This window comes from Pyxidicoccus sp. MSG2 (genome assembly GCF_026626705.1).
Taxonomy (GTDB): domain Bacteria; phylum Myxococcota; class Myxococcia; order Myxococcales; family Myxococcaceae; genus Myxococcus.
Genome location: NZ_JAPNKC010000001.1, coordinates 3,501,458 through 3,515,283, shown reverse-complemented (window position 1 = coordinate 3,515,283; position 13,826 = coordinate 3,501,458). Strand labels below are relative to the sequence as shown.

Below are 13,826 nucleotides of genomic sequence, written 5' to 3'. Positions count from 1 at the left end.
CCCTGGCTGGTAAGTCCCGCATGGTAGGAAATCCCGGTGCCAGGACCGGCCGGGGTCTGTGGCTCGAAACATCCAAGCATCCGGGGGGATGCCATGCCGAATCTGCTCGACCTGCCTCGACAGGCATTGATGGACCTGCGTTCACGCCTGAGCCATCTGCCGCTGGTGTCACAGTTCCCGCTGCGGAACGTGACGCCGGACTTCCTGTCCCTTTCCAGCCCGGCGCCGCAGGACCACGCGCTGGCGGACCCGGAGCGGGTGGAGGTCTGGCAGAAGGCGTGCGAGCGCTACGTGCGGCCCGGGCAGGTGGTGATGGATGCGTGCACCGGCACGGGGCTGCGCACCTTCCTGGCGGCCAGCCGCCATCCGAAGAAGCTGTACGCGGTGGACGGCTCGCGGCTGCTGGACACGGCGCAGTGGGTGGCGCGGCGCAACGGGCTGGAGCACATCGACTTCGTGCGCTCGCACCCGTGGCAGTACCACCCGCCGGAGAAGGTGGACGTGCTGCTGCACGAGCTTTTGGGCGACGCCCTCTTCGACGCGGGGCTGGTGCCGAGGATGTTGGATTTGCGCACCCGCATGCTCAAGCCGGGCGGGCGCATCCTCCCCAACCGCTTCGAGGTCTTCGTGGAGCCGGTGCAGCTTCGCGACGAGGCGTGCATCCCCTTCATCTGGAGCCAGCGCTTCCCCAGCGTGGACTACAGCTGCCTGCAGACGCTGCGCGAGGCGATGAACCCGTCCTACTTCACGCGCGTCATCCGCTCGTATGAAGTGGACCACCTCCTGTGCGACCCGGAGCCCGCCTTCGCCTTCGATCTGGAGACGATGGCCGCGGACGGCCTGCCGCACCGCGTGCGCTACGAGCGGCCGGTGGTGGACGAGGGCCGGGTGGACGGCTTCTGCCTCTTCTACAAGGTGGCCTTCGACGCGGAGCTGTCCTTCACCGTGTCGCCGCTGCGCGGGCAGAACCACGCGGGCATGACGCTGTTGCGCGTGGACTCGCGCGAGTTCGAGCGCTTCGACACGCTCTCCTTCGAGCTGGAGCTGGTGGACCCGGGCGACGTGCGCACCTGGCGCTGGCAGTTCACCTGAGGGCATTCCCAGTGCTCGCGGGTGGACAGCCCGTGAGACGCGAGGCTGAGCGCCGGGAGGGGCGTGGCTAGCTTGAACCGAGGCATGCCTTCTTCCCGAGTCCTCCTCGTCGTCGTGTCCCTGTCGCTGGGCGTCGCGGTGCTGGCCGCCGCCCAGACAAGCGCCGAGCGCCCGCGCACAGTGGCCGGCGTGTGCGGCGCCACCAACTGGGCGTGCGTGGCCGAGTGCATCGACGCAGAGTGCGTGGACCGGTGCCTGCGCGAGGACTGCGAGAAGGCGCTGGCGCAGCTCAAGCTGTGCACGGAGAAGGCGGGCTGCGCGCCGGACGACACGCAGTGCGCGAAGCGCACGTGTGGCAACACCTGCCAGCGCTCCTTCGAGCCGGCCCCCCCGAGCCCGGAAAAGGAGAGGGCGGACCCATGCCAGGGGCTGCCCGCTTCCACCACGAAGCTTCCCGAGGAGCTGGTGGGCATCTGGACGCTGTCCGCCGCCAGCCTGCCGGAGGAGGTGGACGGCGGGCCCGAGCGAATCGAGGCGCAGCCGCGCGCGGACTACGAGCGCTCGCTGCAGGTGACGCCCGGCGGCTGCTTCATCCTGCGCACCACGCTGGAGGAGGCGACGCTGGGGCGGGGCAATGAGCTGGTGGTCCGCGCCTGGGGCACGGTGGAGCTGTCCGGCAAGGACCGGGTGACGCTGCGCACGAAGGACGGGCAGGCGGTGGGCCCGGTGTGCGGCGACAAGCGCGTCATCCCGCTCACCCGAAAGAAGCTGAAGTTCCGCGGCGGCACGTTCCGCTGGGACATCGAGGAGGAGCTCCTCACCCTGATGGTGGATGACGCCAGCAAGCAGACCTTCCAGTTCGAGCGCAGGCCCCCGGAGCCGGAGAAGAAGTAGGGGACGCGGACGGGCCGTGGGTTGTGCGAAACTCTCGTGACTCTCTGGAGGGGGGAAGCGATGAACGCACAGCCGCTGTCCAACACGCCCGACGTCGAGGGAAGCCGCTGCCATGCCCACCCGGACCGGCCCGCCCTGGGGACGTGTGCCCGGTGTGGCACCTTCTACTGCGAGCAGGACCGCCAGGTGGTGCATGGGAAGACCTATTGCGAGGCGTGCTCCGTCCGCCCGGAGGTGGACTACCTGGAGGGCTTCCGGCTGAAGTATTGGGGCAAGCGTGACTCCTGGGCCTGGCTCGTGGGCTTCGGCTCGGTGCTCAACGTCATCAGCGGCCTCGCCAGCTTCGCGTCGGGTGTGACCGAGGAGGCGATTGTCTTCGGTGTCTTCGGGCTCGTGGCGGGCGTGGTGGGGGCCTGCTTCTGGCTGGGCATCCCCTGGGCCCGCACGGCCATCATCGGCGTGCCCATTGCTTCCATGGCGCTGGGGATGGCGGGGGGCGCCCCGTCGGCGCTGGCCCGCGGCATCATCCCGTTGCTCGTCACCATCGCCATCTACAACGACACCCGTAACAAGCTCTTCTTCAAGCTGGAGGTTCCGGCCGGGGCGCTGAAGACGGCGTGGGACCTCTACATGAACAACACGATGGCGCGCGCGGGCGTCATGTTGGGCGTGCTGAGCTTCATTCCTGGCGTCGGCGTCCTCGCGCTCATCTGCTCCATCATCGGACTGCGGAGGGTGAACCCGGATGCGACGCCTCCCATCGGGAGGAAGGGGCAGGCCATCGCGGGCATCATCCTTGGCGCACTGGGCACGCTGGCCTGGGGCGGCTTCATGTTGAGCATGATGCTCAATCACTGAGTCCATGAGCAGTCCGGCACACCCGGAGGGACGTGGAGCCATGGCGGCGCAGGAGCGGATGGCGAGCGTGGATGCGCTGTGGTTCCACATGGAGGAACCCGCCAACCTGATGATGATTACCGCCGTGCTCTGGTTCGAGGGCCGGTTGGACTTCGAGCGGCTCCGCGCGGTGGTGCGTGAGCGATTGGTGGAGCGCTACCCGCGCTTCCGCCAGCGCGTGGTGCTGGGGCGGCTGGCCGCTCCGTACTGGGAGGACATGGCCGGGCTGGACCTGGACGCGCACCTGCCGCGCCTGACGGTGCCAGCGCCGGGAGACCGCGCCGCGCTGGAGACGCTGGTGGGGCAGTGGATGAGCACGCCCCTGGAGCGCTCGCGGCCGCTGTGGCAGTTCCACGTGCTGGAGGGCGCGGATGGCGGAGACGTGCTGCTGTGCCGCCTGCACCACTGCCTCGCGGATGGGATTGCGCTGGCGCGGGTGCTGCTGACGCTCACCGATACCGAGGGGGCGGAGCAGGGCGTGGCGGCGGAGTTGCGCGAGCCGCGGCGTGCGTCGTCGAGCGGGCTGGCGCGGTGGATGCGCGGGGCGCGGTTGGTGGCGGGCACGGCGAGGACGGTGCTGAAGAAGGGCGCGGAATTGGCGGCGGAGCCCATCCTCGCGGGAGACCTGGTGCGCCAGGGGGCCCGGGGCGCTGCGGCGCTGGGGAAGCTGCTGGTGATTCCTCCGGACCCGCACACGCCGCTGCGCGGGCCGCTGGGGACGGAGAAACTCGCGGCGTGGTCGGACCCGGTGCCGCTGGAGCAGGTGAAGGCGGTGGGCCGGGCGTTGGGCGGCACGGTGAACGACGTGCTGCTGACGGCGGTGACGGGCGCGCTGCGGCGCTACCTGGAAGCGCGTCAGGCGCCGACGGAGGACGTCCATGCGCTGGTGCCCGTGAATCTGCGGCCGCTGGACGAGCCGGTGCCTCGCGAGCTGGGCAACCGCTTCGGGGTGGTGTTCCTGCGACTGCCGGTGCACCTCGCCGAGCCCCAGCGGCGCCTGCGCGAACTGGCCCGGCGGATGGGGCAGGTGAAGCAGTCACCGGAGGCGGTGCTGACGTTCGGCGCGCTGGAGGTGCTGGGGTATGCGCCCGCGGCGGTGGAGCGGGCGATGGTGGACGCCTTCGGTTCCAAGGCCACGCTGGTGGCCACCAACGTCCCCGGCCCGCGCGAGGCGGTGTCCGTCGCGGGCACGAAGCTGGGCGGGCTCACGTTCTGGGTGCCCCAGGCCGGACACCTGGGCCTGGGGGTGAGCCTCTTCAGCTACGCGGGGCAGGTGACGGTGGGCGTGGCCGCGGACGCGGCCCGGATGCCGGACCCGCATGCGCTCATCCGCGCGTTCCATGAGGAGATGGCGGCGCTGGCGGGGGTGACTCCGGGGTGAAGGCGTGGGCTACAGCAGGCCGTGCTCCTCCAGCTTGTTGTAGAGCGTGCGCCGGCTGATGCCGAGCAGCCGCGCCGCCAGCGTGCGGTTGTCGCCCGCGCGCTTCAGCGCGTCCACCAGCGCCTGGCGCTCCATGCCCTTGCGCTGGGACTCCAGCGTGAGCCCCGAATCCGTGCCGCCTCCTGACGGTGCGGAGGGCGCGGCCACGGCGGGGGCAGGGGACAGGCCCGGCTGGCGGGCCAGCTCGCGCGTTACCTCTTCGCCGGTGAGCACCTGACTGTCCGACAGCACCACCAGTCGCTCGAGGAAGTTCTGGAGCTGGCGCACGTTGCCCGGCCACGGCTGCGCCTGGAGCACCGCCAGCCCCTCCGCGGTGAGCGTGAAGGGCGGCCGGCCGTTGGCCTTCGTGTGCGCCTCCAGGAAGTGACGGGCGAGCGGCTCGATGTCCTCAGGGCGCGCGCGCAGCGGCGGCAGCTCCACCGGCACCACGTTGAGCCGGTAGAAGAGGTCCTCGCGGAAGCGGCCCGCCTTCACCAGCTCCTCCAGCGGCTGGTGTGTCGCCGCGACGAAGCGCACGTCGACCTTCACCGGCTGCGTGCCGCCCAGCCGCTCCAGCTCGCGCTCCTGGATGACTCGCAGCAGCTTCACCTGCATGGAGAGGGGGATGTCGCCCACCTCGTCCAGGAACAGCGTGCCGCCGTGCGCCAGCTCCACCCGTCCGGGCTTGCGCGTGGCCGCGCCCGTGAATGCGCCCTTCTCGTAGCCGAACAGCTCGCTCTCCAGCAGCGTGTCCGGCAGCGCCGCGCAGTGCAGCTTCACGAAGGGGCCTGCGCGCCTCGGGCTGCCGTCGTGCACCGCCTTCGCCGCCAGCTCCTTGCCGGTGCCGGACTCGCCTCGCAGCAGCACCGTGGCCGTGCCCGTGGCCGCCTTCGCGAGCATCGTCTGCACGTCCGCCATCGCCTTGCTGCGGCCGATGAAGGGGCCCGGCACGCGGAGGGGCTCTCTCGCCGTGTCGTCCTGCGCGCGCAGCAGCGCCTTGCGGACCGTGAAGAGAATCTCCTCCCGGTCGAACGGCTTGAGCACGAAGTCCGCCGCGCCCGCCTTCATCGCCTCCACCGCCAGCGGCACCGTGCCGTGCGCGGTGAGCAGGATGACGGGCACGTCCGGCCAGCTTCGGGAGACTTCGCCCAGCAGCTGCATCCCGTCCATGCCGGGCATGCGCACGTCGCTCACCACCACGTCGATGGGCTTGCGCCCCAGCAGCGCGAGCGCCTCCTGCCCGTCGCGGGCGGTGTGCGTCGTCAGCCCCGCCTGCGTCAGCAGCGCGCCCAACACCTTGGCCACCGCCGGGTCGTCATCCACCAGCAGTACGTTCCCCTTCAATGGCTCGCTCACGCGGCCTCTCCTTCCCCATTCGACAGGTGCCGGACGCCTGACGGCAGTCGCAGGCGGACCACCGTACCGTGCCCCTCCCGGCTTGTCAGGGACACCTCTCCACCGTGTGCCTCCACCACGCGCCGTACGAAAGCCAGTCCCAGGCCACTGCCCGTGGCCTTGGTGGTGAAGAAGTCGTCGAAGGCACGCTCACGGGTGCGGGCGTCCATGCCCTCGCCCGTGTCCTCCACCTCCATCGCCACGCCCGCGCCGTCCCGCAGCGTGCGCACCGTGAGGGTGCCTCCCTTCGACATCGCCTCGAAGGCGTTGCGCACCAGGTTCTCCAGCACGTTGGCGAGCAGGTCCTCGTCCCCCGAGCAGGGCGGCAGTCCCGGCGTCAGCTCGCGGACGATGGAGACCTGGCCCGGGCTCGCGAAGGACTGGAGCGACAGCACGCCCTCCACCAGTCGGCCCAGGTCCACGGGACGGGGCAGTGGCTCCACGCGGGCGAGGCGCTGGTACGTGTCCACCACCCGGTCCAGCCGCTCCACCTGCTCCAGCAGCAGGTCGAGGAACTCCCCGTGCCCGTCCCAGGGCTGCCCGCGCGCGTGCTCCTCCTTGAGGTACTGCGCGGCGCCCTTCATGGCGGCGATGGGGTTCTTCAGGTCATGCGCCATCTGCGCGGAGAAGCGGCCCAGCGTGGCCAGCCGCTCCATCCGCTCGCTCCGGGTGACGAAGGCGGTGACGCCCCGGCGCGTGGCGGCCACCAGGGAGAACGTCACGGCCGTCGTGCACACCACCAGCGTGCCGGCCTGCCCGGCGAAGAGGCGGAAGACGGCGAGGTACGCCAGCACGCCCGCGCCCGCCACCACCGCCGCGTGCAGCGCCATGCGCGGCGCGCCCGCGTCCCGGCCGAAAAGGCCGAAGCGCAGCGCCACCGTGGCCATCACCGGTACGCCCAGCAGCGTGCCCAGGTTGCCCAGCCGGGGAACCTCGAGCCCCAGCTCCGCCGCCAGCTCCGTCAACAGCAGCGCCACCAGCAGCGTCAGCCCCAGCAGCACCAGCCCTGCTCTCGCCCGCTCGTCCGCGTGCTGTGCCCGGCGCAGGTGCAGCACCAGCAGCGCGAAGCCTCCGGCGAGCGGCGGCCCCACCAGCGCCGTCACGATGAGGCCGAAGCGCTGCGTGAGCAGGCGCTCCGCCAGCGAGGGGGCGCCCAGTCCCGCAATCATCGCCATGCCCAGGGCGCTGGAGACGGCGTAGGTGCCGAACATGGCCCACGCGAAGCGCCGCCGGCTTCCCACGAAGGACAGGATGAAGTGCAGCGTGCAGGGCACCGTCATCAGCCCCGCGGCGAAGCCCACCAGCGGCCAGCCCGGGTCGCCCGAGCGCTCCAGCGCGAAGCCGGAGAAGTTCCACGTGGCCAGGGTGATGGACAGCAGCGACAGCGGCAGCGCCAGCGGACTGCGCCCCACGCGTGAGAGCGCGATTCCCGCCAGCGCGAGGAGCCCCACGCACGCCACCAGGCTGAGCCCCATCGCGCCCGTCATGCGGTGCTCCCGTACGCCGTGAAGTGCGACGACAGCGGCTTCATGCGCGGGACCGGAAGTCGTCGATGTAGCTCGTGTGCGTCACGAGCCCCGAGGACTCGCTCCACAGGTGCAACTGGCAGGCGGGCGGCTCGCGGACCATGGAGAGGCCACCGGGGACTTTCAGGTCGAGCACCAGCTGGAGCATGGTGCTCGGGCAGGTGCTGGCCACCGTGCCCGCGAAGCGCTTCACGATGGGCCGGTGCAGGTGGCCGCACAGGACGCGCTCGACCTGCGGATGGCGGCCAATCACCTCGGCCAGCGCGCCCGCGCCCTCCAGCCCCATTCCATCCATGACGCGCACGCCGGTGAGGAATGGCGGGTGGTGCATGAACACCAGCGTCGGCTGCTTCGGGGCCTCGGCGAGGCGCGCGTCGAGCCACGCCAGCCGCTCGCCGCACAACAGCCCGCCCGGCTTGCCCGGCACATGCGTGTCCAGGCCGATGAGCCGCAGCGGGCCCTGCTCCACCACGTAGTGGAGGAAGCCCTTCGCGGGCAGGTAGCCGAGGTGCCCGAAGGCGGCCCGCAGGTGCTCCCTGTCATCGTGGTTGCCGGGGATGACGAACCAGGGCATGGGCAGCGGCTTCAGCAGGGCCGCGAGCCGGACGTACTCCTCGGGATGTCCGTCGTGGACGAGGTCTCCCGTTATCAGCACCGCATCCGGGCGTGGCTCCAGGCGACACAGGTGCTGGACCGCGCGCTCCAGGAACGGGGAGCTGTCGGAGGTGCGTTCCACGTCCGAGTCGGGAGTGCTGATGTGCAGGTCGGAGATCTGCGCGAGGAGCATGACCGGAGGCTACCAGCATCGGCCCGGGGCAAGCTCCCCGGCATCTCGTGCAGGCGGCCTACAGCATGCCCAGCCGGCGCGCGTTGGCCGGGTCCACCGCCGCGGCTTCCCAGCGGCGCACCGCCACCTCGCGCTCGGCCTCGGGGGCGTCCGCGTAGTAGCCGAGCGTGTCGTTGAGGGCGCGGCTCAGCTCTTCAATCGCCGCCAGCCGCACGTCCAGCTCGCGGTGGCGCAGCGCCGTGACGAGCCAGTCCGCGCGCCGGCGGCTGCGGTTCTCCGCCCACCACGTCGACCACTGGCGCGGGCTGAGGCCGAAGGTGGCGCGTGTCACCTCGCGCAGCGCCTCGGCGCCGGCCTGGGCGCACATCTCGTCGTCGCTGCCGGTGAGCTGGATGAGGCCTTCAATCGCCTCGCGGTCGTGCAGCGCGCCCAGGGCCCGCGCGGCGAGCGAGCGGCGCATCGCGTCCCGGTTGCCCAGCTCCTGGCGCAAGTCGCGGAGGGCCGCGTCCAGCCGGGGGAGCTGCTTGAGGGCGGAAGCGGCCACGCGCGCGGCGCTGGAGATGTCCGGCTCCAGGTCGAACAGGCCGCGCAGCACGCCGTCCACCAGCTCCACGTAGGGCAGGTTGCCCGCGGTGAGCAGCGCGAAGTAGCGCGTGTCCGGGTCGTGCGAGTCCAGCAGCGGCGCCAGCGCGTGCGCGGCGGGACGGCCCAGCCGCGAGAGGGCGCCGGGGATGGGGCCCAGCTCGTCCGCCTCGGGCAGCTCCACCACGGGCAGGCGGCTCCACGCGGTGGGGCCGGGGAAGTGCTGCGACAGCACCTTGGCGCTGGCCTCGGGCGAGCGCGCCAGCTCCGCCATGGCGTTGGCGCGCTGCGCGGCGTCCGGGCCGGTGAGGCGCTTGAGCAGCGGCGCGAAGTCCGGCGGCGGGCGCTCCTCCTGCGACTGCGCGCGCGGCGGCAGCGCGGCGGCGCGGCCCATGTTGCCCGTGGCGCCACGGCCGAAGAAGGGGCTCCAGCCCAGGCCCGCGACGACGGCGGGCGCGGGGGCCGGCAGGGCGGCGACCGGCACGTCCACGTCGATGGTCAGCTCCACCTCCTCCGTCGAGCGCAGCTCCGACACGCGCTGCTTGCGGAAGAGGATGAGCTCCTGGAAGGCGGCCGGCAGGTCCTGGCAGAACAGGATGTAGTCGGACAGGCGGCGCTGGCTGATGGGCTTCTGGCCGCAGTCTCCGTAGAGGATGGCCACCAGCCGGCCCTTCACCTCCACCGGGTACAGGAAGACGGTGCGCGGCGTCTGCCGGCCGAACAGCTCCAGGTAGTGCCGGGTGAGCGCGTCCGGTGGCAGTGGGCCCGCGTAGCTGCCACGGGTGACTGCCACCGTGCGGAAGACGCTGCTCGCGTCGAGCGGGACGGACACCGTCGTGAGCTGCTCGCCCGCCATTCCCTCACCGCGGGCCTCCAGGCCCTGTGCGGCTCCGCGCACCACGGCGAAGGAGGCCACGTAGTCGAACGTGCGGCGGCCGAAGCGCAGCGCGACGTCGATGAGCCGGTCCCGGTCCTTGGTGGCTTCCTTCAGCGCGGCGCGCGCCTGGGTCAGCGTCCAGTCCGGCACGTCCTGGCTCACGGGCGCCGAAGGCTGCGGGCGGGCCTCGGGCGCGGCCGGCTCGGAAGGACGCGAGCGCGGTGCGGCGCCAGGGTTGGGGAAGACGAGGAACGCGGGCTCCGCGGCGCGCGCGGGCGTCGGCGGGACGTCGGCCCTGCCCAGCGGCGAGGGGAAGCGCAGCGTGGCGGGGGACTCGGGGGCCGGCTGCTGCGCGGGCGTGCCCGGCGGCCACACCTGCGGCGCGCCCGTGGCGGTGACGGCGTTGGCACCCGGCTGCGCGGAGGCGGGCGCGGGAGGCCACACCTGCGGCGGGCCCGAGGCGGGCCGCTGCGGAGGCGTGGGCGGAGTCGCGACTCTGGGAGCACCGTTGGCGGGGACCTGCGCGGTGCTCGGAGTCGGGGACACCGCGGGCTGACCCACCGGCGCGGGCCTCGCCGGGGACTGCGGGCCGCTGGCGACCACGGCCGGAGGAGCGGTCTGCGGGCTGGCGGCGATGACGGGCGGCGCGGCCTTGGGGGCGGGCTGCTGCGGGCCGGTGGTGAGGACGGGCGGCGCGGCCTTGGGTGCGGGCTGCTGCGGGCCGGTGGTGAGCACGGGCGGCGCGGCCTTCGGCGCGGGCTGCTGAGGAGCGGCGACGACGGGCGGCGCGGCCTTCGCGGGCGGAGGGGCCGCTTGCGGCGCCGCGGCCTGCTCGCCCTTCGGCATGTTCAGCCGGAGAGGTGCACGGACGAAGGCGGGCGGAGCCGGGGTGAGTGCCTCGGCGGGCGGCGGGGGCGGGCGCTGCGGCTCGCGCGAGGGGGGCTCGGCACGCGCGGGCGCGGCCGGCTCACGCGGCGCGGAGCGCACCTCGGAGGGCAGCGGCTCCTGCGCCACCGAGCGCGCCAGGCGCTCCACCATGTCCGAGGTGAGCGAATCTTCCTGGGCGGCCGGCGCGGGTGGGGGCGTGGTGGCGGCGGCGTTGCGCTCGGAGTCCAGCGCGGCCGCGAGCTGGGCGAAGCGCGGCGGGAGCGGCTGGCGGTAGATGGTGGAGACCCACTCGCGGATGCGCACCTCGGTGGCCACCCACACCTCGAGCGGCTTGCCGAGCAGGAAGCCCACCTCGTCGAGTTCCTTCTTCGGCACCGGGTAGCCGCACGCCACGTGCAGCGTGGTGCCGTCCAGGGACAGCGGCACCACGCACAGGCGCTCGGCGATTTTCGGTGGGATGAAGGAGGCGACGTCCGTGTTGGGCTCGAAGTCCATCAGGTTCACCGGCCGGAAGCCGGAGACCTCGCCCAGCAGCGCGAGCACGTCCGCCTCACCGGCGACGCCGCGCTCCAACAACACCGTGTCCAGGTGCCCGCCCTGTGCCTGGTGCTGGCGCAGCACGTCCCCCGCCTTCTCCTGTGAGAGAAGCATGCGCGAGACGAGAAGCTGGGCGAGGCGGGCGGGCATGTAGGCGCGGCATCTTACGGCCGCGGCCGCAAGGCACAATGAAACGGAGGGTCAGCTCGGTTGGACCACGAAGGTGGACGTCAGCTTGTCATGCAGTGTCTGCCCGCGGCGGTCGAAAAGCGCCATCCAGAATCCGCCCAGGAAGAGCACGAAGGACAGGCTGGCGAGTATCGCGCGCACGATGGCGCGACCCGGTGCCGGGGCGACGCCGTGCGTATCCACCAGCCGCAGGCCGAGGAGCAGCCGGCCGAGCGTGCGCCCGTTCCAGAGGAAGGCCGCCACCGCGCAGTACACGAGCGCCAGGACCAGCACCAGGAAAAACCCCGGCAACAGGACGGTGTGGAACGCGCGCAGCCACGCGACGAAGGCATCCAGGCCCACCAGCCCGGGCTCGGGCGCCTTGGTCCCCGTCACCGAGGAGGCGAGGGTGATGTAGAGCGCCGCGACGCCAGCGATGGCCGCCGTGTCGATGGTGAAGGACAGCAGCCGGCGCCACAGCGAGGCCGGACGCGCGTGCACCTCCGCCGGGTTGCCGGTGGCGGAGACGCTCTTCGCGGCGGGCGCGCGAATCGCCTCGGAGCGCGAGATGCCCACGGTGGCCGCGGCGGCGGGAGCCGGCGGCAGGGACTCCATGCGAGGCAGGCCCGACGGCGCCGCGCTCACCGGCGTCTCGGACATGAGGGGCAGGCCGGACGGCGCGGGGACCGAGGACTCCATGCGGGGCAGGCCGGACGGCGCGGCGGCCGGGGCCTCCATGCGGGGCAGGCCCGAAGGCGCGGGAACCGCGGGCGCGCGCTGAGCGGCGGCCGTGGGCGTGCCGTAGGCGGGCGTCATCGGAGAGCCGGCGGCCGGAGGCTGTGCGGCGCGCGGAGCCGCGGGAGCCTGCGGCGGTGCCACGCGCGGGGCGGCGGGGGCTGGCGGCTGCGCGGCCTGCGGAGGCGCCATGCGCGGAGCGGCGGGCGGAACAGGAGGCTGCGGAGCCGCTGCGCGCGGAGCGGCGACACCCGGCTGCGGCGCGGCGGCACGCGGAGCGGCGGGAGGAGGCTGCGGAGCGGCGGCGCGCGGCGCGGCGACACCCGGCTGCGGCGCGGGCATGCGCGGCGCGGCGACACCCGGATGGCCGGGCTGCGGAGCGGCGGCGCGCGGCGCGGCGGGAGGCGGGAGCGGCGCGGCCAGCGGCGCCACGGACGGCGGTGCATTCGCGGCCTCGACGAAGGCCGGCTCCGAGGCGCGCTCCGCCGAGCGACGGTCAATCCGGATGTCCCGGTCGAGCAGGCTCGGCACCGGGGTGTCATGGAGTGTGGAGGCGCAGGAGGTGCAATCCCCCACGGGCGGAAGCATGGCACCGCACTTCAGGCACTTGGACAACGGACTCCTCCGGCTTGAACGACAGCCACATGAAAGGGCGTTCACGCGCGGGGGGCAAGAAAAGTGCGAGCCCCCGAGGTTCCTCGCTTGGGGAACCGTCAGGGGCTCGTCAACCGCTGTATCGACACGTCCCGTTCGCGACGTTCCGTGTGTGGGGGGCGCTTCACCCCTAGGCATGGACGCGGCGGCGTCCCGCTGCCCCGACCAACAAGAGTACGGCGATGGCGCCAATCACCGACATGATGATGCCCGACGGGTGCAGGTCGAACAGGCGGCCGTCACGCTGGAAGAGCGAGCCAATCAGGCCGCCCACGAGCGAACCCACCATGCCGAGCAGCGTCGTCGCCACCAGGCCCATGCTCTGCTTCCCCGGGAGGATGGCGCGGGCGATGAGACCCGCGATGAGGCCGATGACGATGAATGCGATGATCCCCATGAGTGTCTCTCCTGTGTTGAGGGACCCATGTGGTCCCGGACGGCAGAAACCTAGGAATCACCATCCGACATTGGGAACCCGACGAACCCGGGCGCACGTCTGGTCGCCCGCTACCCGAGTTCGCCGTCCAGGTGCATCATCACCGCAAGAGCCGCCAGGGCCGCGGTCTCGGTTCGAAGGATGCGCTTGCCCAGGGTGACGTTGCGAGCGCCCAGCTTGCCGAGTGCATCCACCTCGTCGCGCGCAAGCCCGCCCTCGGGGCCCACCACCAGCGCCACCGGCGTGCCCGGGCCCGCCGCGCGGAAGGCCTCGCCCAGCGGCACCGCGGACTCCTCTTCATCCAGCACCAGCAGCACCGTGCCCGGAGCCAGCGCGCGCGCCGCTTCAAGCAGGGGACGCGGCGTCTCCACGCGCGGCACGTCGTCGCGGCGGCACTGGCGCGAGGCCTCCTCGACAATCTTCTGCCACCGCGAGGTGCGCTCCTCCGCGCGCTTCGGCTCCAGCTTCACCACGCTGCGCGCGGTGGCCACGGGAAGGAACGCGGTGGCGCCCAGCTCCGTGCCCTTCTGCAGCACCCACTCCAGCTTGTCTCCCTTGGGCAGCCCCTGCAGCACGCTCACCGCGCGGCGGGCAGGCGCCACGCGCGCGGTGCCGAGCGTCACGCGCACGGCCTCCGCCCCCACGCCCGCCACGCGCGCCTCGAAGGCGCGGCCCTGGCCGTCGAAGACCTCCAGCGCGTCGCCCTCCTCCAGACGCAGCACGTGGAGGAGGTAGTGGCGGCGTTCTCCGGTCAGCTCCACCTCGGCGGGGGCGGGCTCCGGCAGCGGGCAGAAGAGGCGGACCACGGCGGCTTTCCTCCAGCGGGCTCGGGGCGTCCCGCGACAAGCAAAGGGGCGCGACTTCAACAGCAAGCCGCCGCCCCGCGCCAGCGCGCTTCTCCGCGCTGTCAGCTCGGGCTGTCGGGTGGAGTAGGGCAG

11 protein-coding genes are annotated in these 13,826 nt (G+C 72.7%); 4 read left to right on the top strand and 7 right to left on the bottom strand.

The genetic code is table 11. The features are described from left to right. Positions 1-93 precede the first annotated feature (93 nt). The 4 genes from OV427_RS13245 (at position 94) to OV427_RS13230 (ending at position 4,264) form a co-directional block, all read left to right on the top strand. Entirely contained in the window at positions 94-1,092 is a 999-nt protein-coding gene (locus tag OV427_RS13245) for a class I SAM-dependent methyltransferase (protein WP_267856454.1), read from the top strand. An 84-nt stretch (positions 1,093-1,176) separates the two neighbouring features. Next, complete coding sequence (locus OV427_RS13240; RefSeq protein ID WP_267856453.1) at positions 1,177-1,986, top strand: hypothetical protein; 810 nt, start codon at positions 1,177-1,179, stop codon at positions 1,984-1,986. 60 nt (positions 1,987-2,046) lie between these two features. Continuing rightward, a complete protein-coding gene (locus OV427_RS13235) occupies positions 2,047-2,844 on the top strand; it encodes a DUF4190 domain-containing protein (RefSeq protein WP_267856452.1) in 798 nt (265 codons plus the stop codon). A gap of 40 nt (positions 2,845-2,884) precedes the next feature. Next, positions 2,885-4,264, top strand: coding sequence for a WS/DGAT/MGAT family O-acyltransferase (locus OV427_RS13230; protein WP_267856451.1), 1,380 nt, complete (start codon positions 2,885-2,887; stop codon positions 4,262-4,264). A gap of 9 nt (positions 4,265-4,273) precedes the next feature. Here the strand turns inward: OV427_RS13230 and OV427_RS13225 are convergent, their stop codons facing one another. The 7 genes from OV427_RS13225 to OV427_RS13195 all read right to left on the bottom strand — a co-directional run bounded on the left by OV427_RS13225 (position 4,274) and on the right by OV427_RS13195 (position 13,694). Further along, positions 4,274-5,659 (bottom strand): sigma-54-dependent transcriptional regulator, encoded by a 1,386-nt coding sequence (locus OV427_RS13225; protein WP_267856450.1) that lies wholly within the window; start codon positions 5,657-5,659, stop codon positions 4,274-4,276. Beyond that, complete coding sequence (locus OV427_RS13220; protein ID WP_267856449.1) at positions 5,656-7,185, bottom strand: ATP-binding protein; 1,530 nt, start codon at positions 7,183-7,185, stop codon at positions 5,656-5,658. Before OV427_RS13220 ends, OV427_RS13225 begins: the two co-directional genes overlap by 4 nt. Before the next feature lie 40 nt (positions 7,186-7,225). Continuing rightward, on the bottom strand, positions 7,226-8,011 hold the full coding sequence (locus tag OV427_RS13215; protein ID WP_267856448.1) for a phosphodiesterase: 786 nt from the start codon (positions 8,009-8,011) through the stop codon (positions 7,226-7,228). Between the two features lie 58 nt (positions 8,012-8,069). Then, entirely contained in the window at positions 8,070-11,045 is a 2,976-nt protein-coding gene (locus tag OV427_RS13210; protein WP_267856447.1) for a FrgA protein, read from the bottom strand. A 51-nt stretch (positions 11,046-11,096) separates the two neighbouring features. Further along, a complete protein-coding gene (locus tag OV427_RS13205) occupies positions 11,097-12,386 on the bottom strand; it encodes an RDD family protein (RefSeq protein ID WP_267856446.1) in 1,290 nt (429 codons plus the stop codon). A 196-nt stretch (positions 12,387-12,582) separates the two neighbouring features. After that, positions 12,583-12,849, bottom strand: a complete 267-nt coding sequence (locus OV427_RS13200) for a GlsB/YeaQ/YmgE family stress response membrane protein (RefSeq protein WP_267856445.1) — start codon at positions 12,847-12,849, stop codon at positions 12,583-12,585. A gap of 110 nt (positions 12,850-12,959) precedes the next feature. Continuing rightward, positions 12,960-13,694, bottom strand: a complete 735-nt coding sequence (locus tag OV427_RS13195; protein ID WP_267856444.1) for a 16S rRNA (uracil(1498)-N(3))-methyltransferase — start codon at positions 13,692-13,694, stop codon at positions 12,960-12,962. Positions 13,695-13,826: the final 132 nt, after the last annotated feature.

Excerpts from the sequence above, each read along its gene's own strand:
- OV427_RS13200 (WP_267856445.1), bottom strand. The coding sequence starts at position 12,849 with ATGGGGATCATCGCATTCATCGTCATCGGCCTCATCGCGGGTCTCATC.
- OV427_RS13205 (WP_267856446.1), bottom strand. The coding sequence starts at position 12,386 with ATGCTTCCGCCCGTGGGGGATTGCACCTCCTGCGCCTCCACACTCCAT.
- OV427_RS13220 (WP_267856449.1), bottom strand. The coding sequence starts at position 7,185 with ATGACGGGCGCGATGGGGCTCAGCCTGGTGGCGTGCGTGGGGCTCCTC.
- OV427_RS13240 (WP_267856453.1), top strand. The coding sequence starts at position 1,177 with ATGCCTTCTTCCCGAGTCCTCCTCGTCGTCGTGTCCCTGTCGCTGGGC.
- OV427_RS13215 (WP_267856448.1), bottom strand. The coding sequence starts at position 8,011 with ATGCTCCTCGCGCAGATCTCCGACCTGCACATCAGCACTCCCGACTCG.
- OV427_RS13235 (WP_267856452.1), top strand. The coding sequence starts at position 2,047 with ATGAACGCACAGCCGCTGTCCAACACGCCCGACGTCGAGGGAAGCCGC.
- OV427_RS13230 (WP_267856451.1), top strand. The coding sequence starts at position 2,885 with ATGGCGGCGCAGGAGCGGATGGCGAGCGTGGATGCGCTGTGGTTCCAC.
- OV427_RS13245 (WP_267856454.1), top strand. The coding sequence starts at position 94 with ATGCCGAATCTGCTCGACCTGCCTCGACAGGCATTGATGGACCTGCGT.
- OV427_RS13210 (WP_267856447.1), bottom strand. The coding sequence starts at position 11,045 with ATGCCCGCCCGCCTCGCCCAGCTTCTCGTCTCGCGCATGCTTCTCTCA.